A 15,194-nucleotide genomic window follows, 5' to 3' on the forward strand; every position below is an offset into this window, starting at 1 on the left:
CTGCGGCGTGATCACCGCGCGCGTACCCACCAGAGAGGCGATCACTCCGCCGCGATCGATATCGCCGACAAGCACGACCGGGACATTCGCCGCGCGCGCAAAGCCCATGTTGGCGATGTCGCCCGCGCGCAAGTTGATCTCGGCGGGCGACCCCGCACCTTCGATCACCACGATATCGCTGCGCTGCCTCAGCCGCTCCCAGCTTGCCAGCACTTCCGGCAATAGCGCGCGCCGCGCCTCGCGAAAGTTGCTGGAGCCCAGCGTGCCGCGCACCTGGCCATGAACGATCAGTTGCGAGGTGCGGTCAGCCTGCGGCTTCAGCAGTACCGGGTTCATGTCGGTATGAGCTTCTGCCCGGCAAGCCAGCGCCTGCAGAGCCTGTGCGCGGCCGATTTCGCCGCCATCGACCGTGACCGCCGCGTTGTTCGACATGTTCTGCGGCTTGAACGGCAGCACGCGCAGCCCGCGATTGACGAGGGCGCGGCACAGCCCGGCGACCAGCACCGACTTGCCCACGTCCGATCCGGTTCCCTGCAGCATGATGGCGGCCATGGTCGTGCTCCTTGCCGATCACGGCCTTTCGGGCAAGCGCTCTATGCCGTCGCCAAAAACTGAGCGCGGGTGCGAACGAAGCTACACTCGGCGCGTTAGCGATCTGAGAATGCAGCGAGGAATATCCATGGCCGACGAAGACGACACGGTGCACTACACCGGAAGCGAAGGCGGCTGGGGATCGATGCGCGGCATTTTCGAAACCGCGCTGCGCGAACGTCCGCGCCCCGGGGTGCTGGATACCCTTCGACGCCAGAATAAAGTCGAAGGGTTCATGTGCGTGTCCTGCGCATGGGGCAAACCGGCCAAACCGCACGCGTTCGAATTCTGCGAGAACGGCGCCAAGGCGACTTTGTGGGAACTGACGACGCGGCGCTGCACGCCCGATTTCTTCGCCCAGCATACGGTGACCGAGCTGAAAGGCTGGAAAGACTACGATCTGGAACAGACCGGCAGGCTAACCCAGCCGATGCGCTATGACTCCGCCACTGACAAATACGTGCCGTGTTCGTGGGAAGAGGCGTTCACCGCGATCGGGGCGGAACTGAAAGAGCTCGATCCCGGGTCTACCGTGTTCTATTCCTCGGGCCGGGCCAGCCTGGAAACGAGTTACCTCTACGCCTTGTTCGCGCGGCTGTATGGGCATAACAATCTGCCCGATAGCTCCAACATGTGCCACGAGACGACCTCGGTGGCGCTGAAGGAAGTGATCGGATCGCCGGTTGGCACCTGCGTGCTGGACGATCTGGAACATTGCGACGCGATCTTCTTCTTCGGGCAAAACCCCGGCACCAACAGCCCGCGCCTGCTGCATCCGCTGCAGGAGGCGGTGAAGCGCGGCTGCCGCATCGTGACCTTCAACCCGATCCGGGAGACGGGCCTGGTTTCGTTCAAGAACCCGCAGAGCCCGGTCGAGATGCTGACGCCGAAATCGACGAAGATTTCGACGCTCTACCTGCAGGTAAAGGCGGGAGGCGACATCGCGGCGATCACCGGCATGATCAAGCACGTCCTGGCGGCAGAGGAGGCCAAATGGGCGAACGACCAGCAGCACGTGCTGGATATGGATTTCATCGCCCAGCACACCGCCGGCTTCGAAGAGATGAAGGCGCACGCCGACGCCACCAGCTGGGATCAGATCGAGGCGGAAAGCGGATTGTCTCGCGCCGATATCGAAGAAGCGGCGCAGATCTACGTCGAATCCGAGAAGGCGATCTGCATGTACGGCATGGGGCTGACGCAGCACGTCCACGGCTTCCACAACCTGACCACGCTGACGAACCTGTGGCTGTTGCGCGGCAATATCGGGCGGCAAGGCGCTGGCATTTCCCCGGTGCGGGGCCACTCGAACGTGCAGGGCCAGCGCACGGTCGGCATTTCCGAAAAGCCCGAACTCGTCCCGCTGGACAAGCTGGCGGACCAGTACGGTTTTGCGCCGCCGCGCGATCATGGCCTGAACACCGTGGCCGCGTGCCAGGGCATTCTCGAGGGCAAGGTCAAGGCCTTCATCGGCCTGGGCGGCAACTTCGTGCGCGCGATTCCTGAGCAGGCGGCGATGGAAGAGGCTTGGGTTAAAATGCGCCTGACAGTGCAGATCGCCACCAAGCTCAACCGCAGCCACTTGATCAATGGCGAAGTCGCCTATCTGCTGCCGTGCCTTGGCCGATCGGAAACGGACATGCAGGCCGGTGGCGCGCAAGCCGTGACGATGGAGGATTCGCTATCCTGCATCCACGGCTCACTGGGCAAGAACACGCCTGCCTCGCGCCATTTAAAATCAGAAGTGGCTATCGTCGCCGGAATGGCAAAGGCGACGCTGGCCCCGAACGCCAAAGTGCCATGGGATCGCTGGGTGGGTGATTACGCCACGATCCGCGATGCCATCGCCGAAACCTACCCCGATCTGTTCCATGATTTCAACGAACGCGTCTTCACCCCCGGTGGCTTCTACAAGGGCAACGCCGCGCGCGAACGCGTGTGGACGACCAAGAGCGGCAAGGCGCAATTCACCGTTCCCAACGGCATGCGCTCGATCGGGTTCGACGATGCGCCCGGGCGTTTCCGGCTGATCACCTTGCGCTCCAACGATCAGTTCAACACCACGATCTATGGCTACTCCGACCGTTTGCGCGGCGTTGAAGGCACGCGCGATGTGGTCCTGATGAACCCTGAAGACATTGCCGAGGCGGGCCTACGGGAAGGGCAGGTCATCGCGCTGAAAACCGATGCCGGTGACGACGTGCATCGCCAAGTCGGCGGGCTTACGGTGATGCCGTTCCTGCTGCCGCGCGGTTGCGTCGGGGCTTACTATCCGGAGATGAATCCGCTGATCCCGGTATGGTACCATGATGAGGCATCGCAGGTTCCGGCAGCTAAGGGCGTGCCGGTGCGCATCGTGGCCTGAGAAACGCTATGCCGGTAATCGCAGCCCAGACAAAAATCCAGCTATCCCGGCACTTTGGGCCGGGCCGCGGGTTATCTTGCCATGGTTCCGATCGCCCAGCGCAACAGCGCCGCCGATATCCCTGAAGAGAATCCCCGCCTCAGGGTTGTGAATGAAGCGCTGGCGCGGGCATGGGGCAAAGGCTGGTTTTCCAAGCCGCAGCTCGAACCCCAGGCTCTGATCCGCGCCGCGCGCCAAACAAGCGGTTTGGCCGATTTCGGGGATGACGATGGCTGGCGCGATCGCCTGGATCGGCTGACCTGCGCTCTCGATCAGGAAGCCGACCTCACGCCGCTGGGCACGACGATCGCTTATGGCCAGCTGGTCGCGGCGTTGGCGGGACGCGCGCGGGCGGAGGCGATGTGGCGGCGCTACCCTGGAATTGCGGACGTGCCGCTTGTTGCGCCGATCATCATCGTTGGCCAGATGCGGTCTGGCAGCACGCGGATGCAGCGCCTCCTTGCGTGTGACAAGCGCCTTGCCTTCACCCGCTTCTACGAAAGCTGGAACCCGGTGCCGCGCTGGAACTGGTCGCCGTTGGACGATCGGCGGATGCGCGGCTGGCTTGCCTTGCGGATCGCCCGGTGGCTGAACCCGCGCTTCAACGTCATCCACCCGGTCCGCTCGCGACAGGCGGACGAGGAAATCGGGTTGCACAATCTGGGCCTGTATGGCGCGGCATTTGAAGCGCAATGGCGCATTCCCAGCTTCGCTCGCCATGCCGAGCATCTCGATAGCCGGCCGATCTATGCCGAGTTTCGGCGCCATCTCCAGACGATCAAGTGGTTGCGTCGGGACAAGCGAGATCGACCGTGGATCTTGAAACTGCCCCAGTTCAGCCAGGACCTTGAGGCGGTGCTGCATGCCTTTCCCGATGCCCGGCTGGTGGTGCTCGATCGCGATCCGGTGCAAGTCGTCGGCTCATCCGCGTCGCTGGTGCGCAACCAGATGGCGGTGCAATCCCGCAAGGTGGATGCCGGCTGGATCGGCGACGAATGGCTGCACAAAGTCTCGCTACGCCAGCGGCGGACAGCGCAGGCGCGCGCCGCGCACGACCGGCCTAGTGTCGATGTCGCGTTTGGCGCGATGCGCGAGGATTGGCGCGGGCAGATGCGGCGCGTCTACCGCACGCTGGACCTCTCCTTCGATGCGCACACGGAGCGGGCAATGGCGCGTTTCATGGACAAGCGCAGCCACCGCAAGCTGGGCCGTCACCGCTACGATATCGCCGACTTCGGACTGACCGAAGCACGGATCACCGCGGCCATGGCATCGCCGGTAGAGGCGGAACTGGCAGCGTGACGGGGCGTCGGGCTAGTACGCATCGGCCGCGTTATCCGCGCGATTGCCCTCAAGAGCCAGGAACCGCCTGCCTCGCGATCCGCTTCCATAGTCGCACCGTGTAGAGGAGACCGATCATGGCAAATTCCAACGATCCCAAGCCCACAGACAAGAACGAAGACGCGCCGGAGCAAAACCCGGATGCACTGGAAAAGGCACAGGAGGACGCCGCCGAAGAGCGTGAAGACGAAGGCGGCTATCAATAACCACCACAATGCCGTGATCCAGCGTCAGTGCCGTCGGATCACGGCCAGGAACGCCTCCCCGTAAGCGTCCAGCTTGCGTGAACCCACGCCGGAGGTGCGTCCCATTTCTTCCAAAGTGCCAGGCCGCGCCGCCGCCATGTCGCGCAGCGTGGCGTCATGGAAAATGACGTAGGGCGGCACGCCTTGCTCGTGGGCAAGCTCGCGGCGACACTCCCGAAGTGCATGGAACAGCGGATCGTCCACGGGGTTGAGCGTGGCCCCTCGCTGCTTGCCGCGCCGCCGCTCTCGAGGTGGAGCGACGACGACCTCCACCGCCGCTTCGCCTTTCAGGATTTCGCGCGCGTTTCCGCCCAGTGCCAGACCGCCATGCTCGGTCGGCACCAGGCTGCCGCGCGCCTGCAATGCCCGCGCGATGGACTTCAGCATCGGCGCTTCCTGCGCGTTGACGATGCCGAACACGGAAAGCTGGTCATGCCCGCGCTGGGTGATGCGATCATCGCCCTGGCCCGTCAGCACTTTTTCCAGATGCCCCAGCCCAAAGCTCTGCCCGGTGCGATAGACGGCGGATAGCAGCTTGCGAGCCAGTTGCGTGGCATCGGTGACGCCCACCGGCTCGAGGCAATTGTCGCAGTTGCCGCAGGTTTCCGGGGGATGCTCGCCAAAGTGGCGCAGCAGGATCGCGCGGCGACACTGGGCGGTCTCCACCAGGCCGGCCAGTGCATCCAGGCGCTGGCGTTCGGACGCGCGGCGATGGTCTTCCACTTCGGCCAAGCGCTGGCGGGCACGGGCAAAATCTTCCGCGCCCCATAGCATCACAGCCACCGCCGGATCGCCATCCCGCCCGGCACGCCCGGTTTCCTGATAATAGCCCTCGATCGACTTGGGGATACCGGCGTGGGCGACGAAGCGCACGTCCGGCTTGTCGATACCCATGCCGAAGGCGACCGTCGCCACCATCACCATATCCTCGGACGCGACGAACGCCGCCTGGTTGCGCGCACGGATCGCCGGGTCCAATCCGGCATGATAGGGCAAGACACGACGGCCGGAAGCGCCCAGGGCCTCGGCCAGCTGCTCCACCTTGGCGCGGGTGGGGGCGTAGATGATGCCGGGGCCGGGGTTCTCGTCGAGGATCGCCTTGAGCTGGCGCTGCAGGCTGTCGCGCGGGCGGATGGCATAGCGGATGTTGGGCCGATCGAACCCGGCGACGATCAAGCCGTCCTCGGCGATACCCAGCTGCGCCAGGATATCGGCGCGGGTGTGCTGGTCCGCCGTAGCGGTAAGGGCGAGGCGCGGCACGTCCGGGAACGCATCCAGCAGCGGGCGCAGCAGGCGATAGTCGGGGCGGAAATCGTGGCCCCATTCCGATACGCAGTGGGCCTCGTCGATCGCGAACAACGACACCGGCGCGCTGGAAAGCAGATCACGGAAGTGCTGCTGGCTCGCGCGTTCGGGCGCGACGTACAGCAGGTCCAGCTCGCCCGCACGGAACGCGTCCATCGTCGCCATGCGGTCGGTATCGGCACTGGTAAGTGTCGCCGCGCGGATGCCGTTCGCCGTCGCGCTGCGCAGTTGGTCATGCATCAGCGCGATCAGCGGCGAGACCACCACGCAAGTGCCGCGCAGCATCACGGCGGGCAGCTGGTACGTCAGAGACTTGCCCGCCCCGGTGGGCATGATCGCCAGGGTCGACCGGCCTCCCAGGACGCGGGCGACAACATGCTCCTGCACCCCGCGAAAGGCGGGGAAACCGAAGGTATCGTGCAGGGCGGTGAGGGCTTCAGGCGGAGCGGTATCGAACATGTGCGGCCGGCGTCTAGCATGTTCCGGTCCGCCATTGCGAGGGGTGGACCTGGCGAGACGGGCCTATTCGACGTTTGATTGCACGATGAGAAGGAACGACGTTCAAAGTACCGATTTGGTACGTTGTAGGAAAGTCCTTTCGATCAGCGCCACAATTCCGGATGCCGCAACAGCAGGGCCTGCGCCAGGATCAGCGTCTTGGCGTCCTCCAGCGCACCGGACATCGCGAGGTCGCGAAGGTCGTCCAACCCGATCTCGTGGACCAGGATATTCTCGTGTTCACCCTCCGCGCCGCCGCCCGGACCGATCACATCCGCCGCCTCGTACGCGGCCAGGTAAAGCTGGACCCGTTCGGTGGACACCGGCACCATCGACCACATGTTCGTGATCGGCTCGAGGCGGCCGAGCCGTAAGCCGCCTTCCTCCATCGCCTCAGGCACGATGCGGGTCGCCGGGTCCGCACCGTCGAGGCTGCCCGCGATCGCTTCGTAAGGGCTGGGCACGCCATGGAACAGCGCGCCGGGGCGGGGCTGGGTGATCAGCATCGCCACGCGGCGTACCGGGTCATAAGGCAGGACCGCGACCGCCGATCCGCGATGAAGCAGTTCGCGGTCCACCACCGCGCCGTCGGGCATTTCGACCATAAGCCGCAGGAACGTGTACCAGCCTTGGAACACCACCTCGCGGCTGACGATCCTGGCGGCAGGGGTGGGCGTGGTCATGGCGTCCCTCACGAACGGAGACGCTCTAGTCGAGGTTCGGGCGTAGCCAGCGTTCCGCGATGGGCAGGTCCACTCCGCGCCGTGCGGCATAGTCCTCCACCTGGTCGCGGCCGATGCGGGCGACGCCAAAATACTGGCTTTCCGGATGGGCGAAGTAGAAGCCTGAGACGGCCGAAGTGGGCAGCATCGCCTGGCTTTCGGTCAGCGTGATGCCGGCGTTCTCCTGCGCGTTCAGCAAGTCGAACAGCACGGGTTTCAAGGAGTGATCCGGGCATGCCGGATAGCCCGGAGCGGGTCGGATGCCGCGATATTCTTCGCGGATCAGCGCTACGTTGGTAAGCTGCTCGCCCGGCGCATAGCCCCACAAGGTGGTGCGCACATGCTGGTGAAGGCGCTCGGCGAAGGCTTCGGCGAAGCGGTCGGCCAGGGCTTTGAGCAGGATATCGGAATAGTCGTCATGCACGGCCTGGAACCGCGCCAGATGTGGCTCGATACCGTGGATGCCGACTGCGAAACCGCCCAGCCAGTCACCGGCGGGATCGATGAAGTCCGCCAGGCAGAAGTTGGCGCGGCCGCGTGATTTCTTGAACTGCTGGCGCAGAAACGGCAGGCGGATGTCCTCGGCGGGCAGGACAACGTCATCCCCCTCGCGCCGACACTGCCAGAAGCCGCACACGCCGCGCGCGGTCAGCCATTTTTCGGCGACGATCTTGTCCAGCATCGCCCGGGCATCGGCGTAGAGGCCCGATGCGCTTTCACCCACCACTTCATCCGTCAGGATCGCGGGATACGTGCCGGCCAGTTCCCAGGCGCGGAAGAACGGCGTCCAGTCGAACGTCTCGATCAGATCGGCAAGATCCCAATCGTCGAACACATGCACCCCGGGCTGAGCGGGCGCGGCGGGCTTGTCGGCGAAGTCTGGCTGGTAGGCATTGGCCCGCGCGTCCGCCAGGGAGAGAAGGTCGCTTTGCCCCTTGCCCTCACGGGCTTCGCGGACCTTGGCGTAGTCGATCGAGACCGATGAGACGTAAGGGTCGCGCTGCGTGTCGGACAACAGCTGAGAGGCGACGCCGACCGCGCGGCTGGCGTCCAGCACATGGATCACCGGGCCCTTGTAGGCCGGATCGATCCGGAGTGCGGTGTGCACCTTGCTGGTGGTGGCGCCACCGATCAGCAGCGGGATCGTCATCTCCGAACGCTGCATCTCCTCCGCCACGGTCACCATCTCGTCGAGCGACGGGGTGATCAGGCCGGACAGGCCGATGATGTCCGCATCGTTCTCGTTCGCGGACTCCAGGATCTTGGACCAGGGGACCATGACGCCCAGATCGATCACTTCGTAGCCGTTGCACTGCAGAACCACACCGACGATGTTCTTGCCGATATCGTGCACGTCGCCCTTGACGGTGGCCATGATGATCCGGCCCTTGGCCTTCGCGCCGGGCAGTTTTTCCGCCTCGATGAAGGGGATCAGGTGGGCGACCGCCTTCTTCATCACGCGCGCGGATTTCACCACTTGCGGCAGGAACATCTTGCCGGACCCGAACAGATCGCCGACCACGTTCATGCCGTCCATCAGCGGACCTTCGATCACTTCGATCGGGCGGCCACCGCGCGCCGCGATGGCGGCGCGGGCTTCCTCGGTATCTTCGACCACATAGGCATCGATGCCGCGCACCAGCGCATGCTCGATCCGTTTGGTGACTTCCCACCCGCGCCATTCCTCGGCCTGTTTCTCAGCCACCGCATCGGTACCGCGAAACTTCTCGGCCAGGGTGACAAGGCGTTCGGTCGGCGTTTCGTCCGCGCTGCGGGCCGGACGGTTGAGGATCACGTCCTCGCAAGCCTCGCGCAGTTCCGGATCGATCTGGTCGTACACGTCGAGCTGGCCGGCGTTGACGATCGCCATGTCGAGCCCGGCGGGGATCGCGTGGTAGAGAAAGATCGAGTGCATCGCCCGGCGCACCGGCTCATTGCCGCGGAACGAGAACGACAAGTTGGAAAGCCCGCCCGAGAAGTGGACATGCGGGCAACGCTCGCGGATCACCTTCACCGCCTCGATGAAGTCCACACCGTAGTTGTTGTGCTCCTCGATCCCGGTGGCGACGGCGAAGACGTTGGGGTCGAATATGATGTCTTCAGGGGGAAAGCCGATGCCGGTGAGCAGCTTGTAGGCGCGCTCGCAGATTTCGATCTTGCGCTCCTTGGTGTCGGCCTGGCCAACCTCGTCGAACGCCATGACGACGACGGCGGCGCCGTAATCCATGCACTTGCGCGCATACTCAAGGAACGGTGCTTCGCCTTCCTTCATGCTGATCGAGTTGACGATCGGCTTGCCCGAGACGCACTTCAGGCCCGCCTCGATCACTTCCCATTTCGAGCTGTCGACCATTACCGGCACCCGCGCGATGTCGGGCTCGGCGGCGATCAGCTTGAGGTAAGTGGTCATCGCATGAACGGCGTCGAGCAGGCCCTCGTCCATGTTGACGTCGATCACTTGCGCGCCGTTGTCCACCTGCTGGCGCGCGATCTCGACGGCGGCGGGATAGTCGCCCGCCATGATCAGCTTCTTGAACTTCGCCGAACCGGTGACGTTGGTGCGCTCGCCGATGTTGACGAAACGGGCGGATGTGGGAGTCGAGGCGTTCAAGTCAGAAACTCCGTTCGTGTCGAGCGTAGTCGAGACACGGGGGGCAGGCGCTGTGTTGCCGTGTCTCGACTTCGCTCGACACGAACGGCTGTGGGGTGGTTATCATGTGAGAGGGCGGGCGAGCACGAGATCGTCGTAGAGCGTGCCGCCGACGTTGAACTGGCGGGTGGCGATAGGCTCAAAGCCCTGCTTGCGGTAGAAGGCGATGGCGCGGTGATTGTCGGCCTTGACGCCGAGCAGCAAGCGGCCGTGCCCGGCTGCTCCTGCGACTGCTGCGGCCATCAATGCACCGCCAAGGCCGCTGCCGTGAAAGCGGGACAGGGAATAGATGCGCTTCAGCTCGATATCGCCAGGCAGGGCTGCGTCGAGGTCCGGCTGGGCGATCAGAGCGTAGCCGACCGGCGCGCCGCCCTCGGCCTCGCCCAGCCAGGCCTGCGCGCCCTTTGCGAACAAGTCTGTATAGCCCCGCGCGGTGTGGTTCGCGGCACAATGTCCCAGGATTGCCGAGCCATCGATCGCCCCGGCAAAGGTCTCCAGAAACGTCGCCGCGCCCACGAGCGCCAAGGCGCTCGCGTCGTCGGGTCCGGCGGGCCGGACGGTCCAGGCAGGCGTATCGGCCAAGTTCAGGCGGCCATGATGAACGGTTCGAGCCCGGCCAGCCGCGTCACCGGCTCCAGCTGCGGCAGCTGACGGGCGGGCAGACCTGCGACGGCCTTCGCCATCGCCGCGATGTGGGCCGGGGTCGAGCCGCAGCAGCCGCCCAGCACGTTGACTTGCCCTGCGATCGCCCACTCGGCAACGAAACCGGCGGTGGTGTCCGGCATCTCGTCGTAAGCGCCCAGTTCGTTGGGCAGGCCTGCGTTGGGGTAGATCATGATCAGCGTGTCGGCGGTCTCGGCCAGAGTCTTCACGTGCGGGCGCAGCTGGGTCGCGCCGAACGAGCAATTCAGGCCGATCGTCAGCGGACGGGCGTGGCGCACCGCGTGCCAGAACGCTTCGACGGTGTGGCCCGACAAGTTGCGGCCCGACAAGTCCGTCAGCGTCATCGACAGCATGATCGGCACTTCACGGCCCAATTCCTGCTCCAGCTTGCGCACCGCCATAATCCCAGCCTTGGCATTCAGAGTGTCGAACACCGTCTCGATCAGGATGAAGTCGGCCCCGCCCTCCACCAGCGCGCGGGCCTGTTCCAGGTAGACGTCGACCAGCGTGTCCCAGTCAATCTCACGATAGCCGGGATCGTTGACGTCGGGGCTGAGCGAGAGCGTCTTGTTGGTCGGCCCGATCGCCCCGGCGACGAAGCGCGGGCGGCCATCTTTCGCCGCATATTCGTCGGCCAGCTTGCGCGCCAGTTTCGCGCTTTCCACGTTGATCTCACGCACCAGATGCTCGGCGCCGTAGTCGGCCTGGCTGATGCGGTTGGCGCTGAACGTGTTGGTTTCGGCGATGTCTGCACCCGCCTCGAAGTAAGCGCGGTGGATCGCCTCGGGCACTTCCGGCTTGGTCAGCGCCAGAATGTCGTTGTTGCCCTTCTGGTCGTGGCTGAGGCCAAGCGCCCCGGCATAGTCCGCCTCGGCCAGTTTCCAGTTCTGGATCTCGGTGCCGAATGCGCCATCGGTTATCAGGATGCGCTTGGCCGCCTCGGCCAGGAACTGCTCGCGCGCGGTCATCATGCGTTCTCCGTGGGGCGCACGCCCAGCAGCTGGCAGACAGCGTACGTCTGCTCGGCGCGGTTGAGCGTGTAGAAGTGGAAGTCTCGCACGCCGCCATCGTAAAGTCGGCGGCATAAGTCCGCCGCAGCCACGGCGGCCACCAGTGCGCGAGGGCCGGGGCGGTCTTCCAGGCCTTCAAACAATGTCTCCAAGGCGGGCGGGATCTCGGTATTGCCGGACATGCGACGGATCGCGGCGAAGTTGGTGACGGGCATGATGCCCGGCAGGATCGGCGCATCGATCCCGGCGGCCAGCGCCTTGTCCAGAAAACGGAAATAAGCGTCGGTCGAATAGAAGAACTGCGTGATCGCCCGGCTGGCACCGGCATCCAGCTTGCGCTTCAGGTTGTCGAGATCATGCGCGGCGCTGGCGGCCTCGGGGTGGACTTCGGGATAAGCGGCCACCGAAATCTCGAAATCGTGCCGCGCCTTCAAACCCGCGACCAGTTCGGCCGCGCTGGCATAGCCATCCGGATGCGGCACGAAGCGACCGCCGTCAGCCGGAGGGGGATCGCCGCGCAGGGCGACGATATGGCGCACGCCTGCGTCCCAATACTGATCGGCGATCTCACCGATCTCGCCCTTGCTGGCGGCAACGCATGTCAGGTGGGCGGCCGGCTTCAGGTTTGTCTCGCGCACGATCCGGGACACGGTGGCGTGGGTGCGTTCGCGCGTCGAGCCGCCTGCGCCATAGGTTACCGACACGAAGCTGGGCACCAGCGGGGCGAGGTCACCGATCGCTTCCCAAAGCTGCGAGTCCATCTTCTCCGTCTTGGGCGGAAAGAACTCGAACGAGACGGCGATATCGCCCGGCAGATCCGAATAGGGAGAAGCGTTCGCGGCAGGATTGGCAGACCGTTCGGCCTCGATCACGTCGGTCATCATCCCTCTTCCCGTTCGAATTGCATTTCATCGGTAGCAGGAGCCGGAGCGCTCTCGGTCTTGCACGCCGTCCAGATCTTCACCGTCAGCGGCTGGCCGGGCAGCGCGCGTACCGCCTCGGAGGCGAAGCCCGCATCCTCCATCCAGCCGATCATCTGCTCATCCGTAAAGCCCAGCCGGGCGTGGGCGTGACGTTCGCGCAGTTCTTCGCGATCGTGGGCGGCGAAGTCCACGATTGCCAGCCTCCCGCCCCTTTGGGTGACACGCGCAGCCTCTGCCAGCACCGCGGCGGGGTCCTGCGCGTAATGCAGCACCTGATGGAACAGTACGGTGTCGAACCCGGCGCCGCCAAACGGCAGTGCGGTGAAATCACCCTGCACCAGTTCCACCGAGTCAGAAGGCAGCTTGTCCAGCCGGGCCCGCGCGGCGCGCAGCATTTCAGGGCTCTTGTCCACACCGGTGACTCGGCTGGCGCGGGGGGCGAACAACTCGGCCATGCGGCCGGTACCCGTGCCGACATCCAGCAGCGCGCCTAGCGGGCCATCGCCCAGCAATGCGCCCAAGGCCTGCTCCACCGGCCGATCCGGACTATGCAGCGAGCGCAGGGTATCCCATTCCCCGGCGTGGCGGGCGAAGTAGGCCTCGGCACTGGCTTGGCGACCCGCACGAATCGCCGCCAAGTGCCGCCGGTCTTCTGCGCAACGCGTGGCGAAGGCGGGATCATCGCTTTCCGAAACGTTCAGCAGGTGGGCGGTGGCTGCGGCGAGGGGAGGCGCGCCGTTTTCCGAGATGGCGGCGCGCAGGAACACCCAGCTGCCTTCCTTGCGGCGTTCGGCCAGGCCGGCGCTGCACAGGATGCGGATGTGGCGCGAGACGCGCGGCTGGCTTTGCTCCAGCACCTGGGCCAGTTCGCCCACGGCCAACTCCATATGCGCGAGCAGGCGCATGATGCGCAATCGCGTCGGATCGGCCAGGGCCTTGAGGAGCGGTTCCAATCGCATTGCGACCGCATATAAAGAATTCTTTATATGCTGGCAATGGTCCTACGAAGCATCTGGCAATTCAGGAATACCGCGGCCCTTCAGGGCGAATACTTCTCGTTTGCGTTGCACAAGTCACTCCGCTAAAGAGTGCGCCGCAGGCTTGCCTGCAAGCGTTGGCGTTTGCGCCAAACAATGCAAGGGGATTCGCATGAAGAAAATTGCTTACGCCGCATTCGCGTCGGCCGCCGCTCTGGCTCTCGCCGCTTGCGGTAGCTCGGAAACGCCCGCTACCGACGCCGCCACCGACAGCGTCGAGACGATGCCTGAGGAAACCATGGCTGCTGATCCGATGGCGACCAGCGAAGCGATGACTGCCGAAGACGGCATGGCGTCGAGCGCTGCCACCGACGCGGCAATGTAATCCGGCCGGGGGCCGCTGCGCGCACGCCGTGCGCCGGCCCCCGATCGTTTTATAGTTACCAGCCATCGGCCTGTGCCGAGGGTTTTTAAGGCTGCGGATGCAGCGTTTGCCTCTTCGCTTGCGAAGGGGTTTTTGTTTGCCCAGACGGCGCGTATGCCCGGTTCGCAAGCAAGTCACCAAGGAGTTGCAGGTCACCATGAGGCACGAGCGCCCCCGGCATGAGCCGATCGCTGCCCGATCGTGGCTGTTCGTGCCCGGTGACAGCGAATCCAAGATGGTCAAAGCCGTGAAGAGCGAGGCGGATATCGTCCTGCTCGATCTTGAGGATGCGGTTGCGCCGGAGAGCAAGGCCGTCGCCCGCACGACGGTGGCGGAATTCCTGCACCGTAATCCGGAACATCGTGAGCGGCTGTGGGTGCGCGTCAATCCCTTCGATGGCCCCCACACGCTGTATGATCTGGCCTCGGTGATGCCGGCGCGCCCCGGCGGTATCATGTTGCCCAAGGTCTATGGCCCGGCCGATGTCCAGCGGCTGGACCATAGCCTTTCCGCGCTGGAAGTGGCGAACGGTATCGAGGAAGGCTCCACGCGGGTCATCGTGCTCATCACCGAAACGGCGGAGGCGATGGCGCGCACCCAGGATTACAAAGGCGCGCCCCGCGTGGTCGCGCTGACATGGGGCGCCGAAGATCTGGCGGACGCGATCGGCGCTAGCACCAACACCAATGCCGACGGGTCCTATGCCTTCACGTTCGAACTGGCGCGCAGCCTGACCCTGTTGGGCGCGGCGTCGGCGGGCGTCACTCCGATTGACACCATCAGCGCCGATTTTCGCGATCTCGATACCTTGCAGCAGCGCGCCCAGGCAACGCGCAAGGCAGGCTTTCGCGGCATGTTGGCGATCCACCCCGCGCAATTGCCGATCATCAATGCGGCGTTCAGCCCCACCGAGGCCGAAGTGGCGGAGGCCCGGGCCATCGTCGATCTGTTTGCCGCCAATCCCGGCGTCGGTGCGATCGGTTGGAATGGCGGCATGCTCGATCGGCCTCACCTCGCGCGTGCGCAGCGTCTTTTGAGGCAGGCCGGACTTGGCTGAACACATCGCGCAATCAGGCGAGACAGACTTCGCCGCGATCATTCTGGGGGCCGGAGCGGCCGGACTGATGTGCGCGGCCCTGGCGGGTCAGCGGGGCAAGCGAGTGCTGCTGGTGGATCATGCGCCGGAGCCGGGCCGCAAGATCGTGATCTCGGGCGGTGGCCGCTGCAACTTCACGAATATCCACACGGCTCCGGACCGCTATCTGTCGGAAAACCCGCACTTCGCGCGCTCGGCCCTGAGCCGCTACACCGCGCAGGACTTTCTGGCTCTTGTCGAACGGCATGGCATCGCCTGGCATGAAAAGACGCTGGGTCAGTTGTTTTGCGATGGCTCGGCCCGGCAGATCGTTGCCATGCTGGTCGACGAGTGCGCGCGGGGCGC

Annotated in this window: 14 protein-coding genes; 6 read left to right on the forward strand and 8 right to left on the reverse strand. The window is 64.9% G+C overall.

The annotated features are described in order from the left end of the window. Nucleotides 1–552 (reverse strand): cobyric acid synthase (locus ACHWRX_RS04325; RefSeq protein WP_394658222.1); only part of this gene is annotated, 552 nt, incomplete at its 3' end. A gap of 127 nt (nucleotides 553–679) precedes the next feature. Between ACHWRX_RS04325 and ACHWRX_RS04330 the strand changes: the two genes are divergently transcribed. The 3 genes from ACHWRX_RS04330 to ACHWRX_RS04340 all read left to right on the forward strand — a co-directional run bounded on the left by ACHWRX_RS04330 (nucleotide 680) and on the right by ACHWRX_RS04340 (nucleotide 4,542). Beyond that, nucleotides 680–2,956 carry an FdhF/YdeP family oxidoreductase gene (locus ACHWRX_RS04330; RefSeq protein WP_394658223.1) on the forward strand — a complete coding sequence of 759 codons (2,277 nt, stop codon included), beginning with the start codon at nucleotides 680–682 and terminating at the stop codon, nucleotides 2,954–2,956. Nucleotides 2,957–3,037: 81 nt separating this feature from the next. Further along, nucleotides 3,038–4,297, forward strand: coding sequence for a sulfotransferase family protein (locus ACHWRX_RS04335; RefSeq protein ID WP_394658224.1), 1,260 nt, complete (start codon nucleotides 3,038–3,040; stop codon nucleotides 4,295–4,297). Nucleotides 4,298–4,413: 116 nt separating this feature from the next. Further along, the gene (locus tag ACHWRX_RS04340) at nucleotides 4,414–4,542 is read left to right on the forward strand and encodes a hypothetical protein (RefSeq protein WP_275934659.1); all 129 of its coding nucleotides are present in this window, start codon (nucleotides 4,414–4,416) and stop codon (nucleotides 4,540–4,542) included. A 24-nt stretch (nucleotides 4,543–4,566) separates the two neighbouring features. On the opposite strand, the gene recQ is transcribed toward ACHWRX_RS04340, so the two are convergent. The 7 genes from recQ to ACHWRX_RS04375 all read right to left on the reverse strand — a co-directional run bounded on the left by recQ (nucleotide 4,567) and on the right by ACHWRX_RS04375 (nucleotide 13,311). Then, entirely contained in the window at nucleotides 4,567–6,345 is a 1,779-nt protein-coding gene (gene recQ, locus ACHWRX_RS04345; protein ID WP_394658225.1) for a DNA helicase RecQ, read from the reverse strand. Nucleotides 6,346–6,488: 143 nt separating this feature from the next. After that, nucleotides 6,489–7,067: an ADP-ribose pyrophosphatase gene (locus ACHWRX_RS04350; protein ID WP_394658226.1), complete on the reverse strand. Its 579-nt coding sequence runs from the start codon at nucleotides 7,065–7,067 to the stop codon at nucleotides 6,489–6,491. A 25-nt stretch (nucleotides 7,068–7,092) separates the two neighbouring features. Next, nucleotides 7,093–9,717: a methionine synthase gene (metH, locus tag ACHWRX_RS04355; RefSeq protein WP_394658227.1), complete on the reverse strand. Its 2,625-nt coding sequence runs from the start codon at nucleotides 9,715–9,717 to the stop codon at nucleotides 7,093–7,095. Nucleotides 9,718–9,819: 102 nt separating this feature from the next. Continuing rightward, nucleotides 9,820–10,338, reverse strand: coding sequence for a GNAT family N-acetyltransferase (locus ACHWRX_RS04360; protein WP_394658228.1), 519 nt, complete (start codon nucleotides 10,336–10,338; stop codon nucleotides 9,820–9,822). A gap of 2 nt (nucleotides 10,339–10,340) precedes the next feature. Beyond that, the gene (locus ACHWRX_RS04365; protein ID WP_394658232.1) at nucleotides 10,341–11,387 is read right to left on the reverse strand and encodes a homocysteine S-methyltransferase family protein; all 1,047 of its coding nucleotides are present in this window, start codon (nucleotides 11,385–11,387) and stop codon (nucleotides 10,341–10,343) included. Further along, nucleotides 11,387–12,310, reverse strand: a complete 924-nt coding sequence (metF, locus tag ACHWRX_RS04370) for a methylenetetrahydrofolate reductase [NAD(P)H] (protein WP_394658229.1) — start codon at nucleotides 12,308–12,310, stop codon at nucleotides 11,387–11,389. Before metF ends, ACHWRX_RS04365 begins: the two co-directional genes overlap by 1 nt. Then, on the reverse strand, nucleotides 12,310–13,311 hold the full coding sequence (locus ACHWRX_RS04375) for an ArsR/SmtB family transcription factor (protein WP_394658230.1): 1,002 nt from the start codon (nucleotides 13,309–13,311) through the stop codon (nucleotides 12,310–12,312). Before ACHWRX_RS04375 ends, metF begins: the two co-directional genes overlap by 1 nt. A gap of 190 nt (nucleotides 13,312–13,501) precedes the next feature. Here ACHWRX_RS04375 and ACHWRX_RS04380 point away from each other — a divergent pair, with 190 nt between their 5' ends. The 3 genes from ACHWRX_RS04380 to ACHWRX_RS04390 all read left to right on the forward strand — a co-directional run. Continuing rightward, complete coding sequence (locus tag ACHWRX_RS04380) at nucleotides 13,502–13,714, forward strand: hypothetical protein (protein WP_058737060.1); 213 nt, start codon at nucleotides 13,502–13,504, stop codon at nucleotides 13,712–13,714. Nucleotides 13,715–13,910: 196 nt separating this feature from the next. Then, nucleotides 13,911–14,810: an HpcH/HpaI aldolase/citrate lyase family protein gene (locus tag ACHWRX_RS04385; protein WP_394658231.1), complete on the forward strand. Its 900-nt coding sequence runs from the start codon at nucleotides 13,911–13,913 to the stop codon at nucleotides 14,808–14,810. Between the two features lie 67 nt (nucleotides 14,811–14,877). Further along, on the forward strand, nucleotides 14,878–15,194 hold a 317-nt coding region (locus ACHWRX_RS04390), incomplete at its 3' end, for an NAD(P)/FAD-dependent oxidoreductase (RefSeq protein WP_394658233.1).

The sequence above is a fragment of the uncultured Novosphingobium sp. genome (assembly GCF_964277725.1).
GTDB classification, from domain to species: Bacteria; Pseudomonadota; Alphaproteobacteria; order Sphingomonadales; family Sphingomonadaceae; genus Novosphingobium; species Novosphingobium fluoreni.